The organism is Aeromonas sp. ASNIH8, assembly GCF_002919855.1.
GTDB lineage: Bacteria > Pseudomonadota > Gammaproteobacteria > Enterobacterales > Aeromonadaceae > Aeromonas > Aeromonas caviae.
The window spans coordinates 1-515 of sequence record NZ_PQLN01000291.1; the positions used below are offsets into that span (position 1 = coordinate 1).

A 515-nucleotide genomic window follows, 5' to 3' on the forward strand; every position below is an offset into this window, starting at 1 on the left:
AGATAGGCATGATAAGCGCGGTACGGTGTTCAGGATTGAGGGGTTCATCCCCCACCGTAGAGTGCGAAATGCTGTACTTATCCCGGCCTATCAGCAGCTGCAGGAAGCCCATCAGCGCGGTCCAGAAACCGGCCGATACCCAGCAGAAGAGGATGGCGAACAGCAGCAGGATGCCGCTTTGCAGAATATAAGGCAGCAGCTGCATAAACGAGACCAGCAGATCCTGGTCGAACATATCGGCCGGATTGATCAGCGCCCAGCCCTGGTAAGGAAGAATCGTCTTCATATACCAGGTGGCGACGACGGTCTGCGCGATGGTCAACAGCAGCAGGATGTAGCGGCGAATACTGCCGACGGTACGCCATTTTTCCTCGCTGGCCTGCTGCTCTTTAGAGAGGCGAGAGAGATAGCGCGGATTGGTGTCGCGGCCGCGCAGGCGATCCCAGAAACGGCCCACCGGGTTGGTGCGCCAGGGATCCGGGAACATGGAGGAGCGCGTCGCTTTGGGCCGCCCC

At 59.4% G+C, this 515-nt stretch carries 1 protein-coding gene; it reads right to left on the minus strand.

All coding sequences use genetic code 11. The annotated features are described in order from the left end of the window. Positions 1 to 515, minus strand: a 515-nt coding sequence (locus C3418_RS23990) for a hypothetical protein (protein ID WP_219812717.1), incomplete at both ends; no start/stop codon positions are given.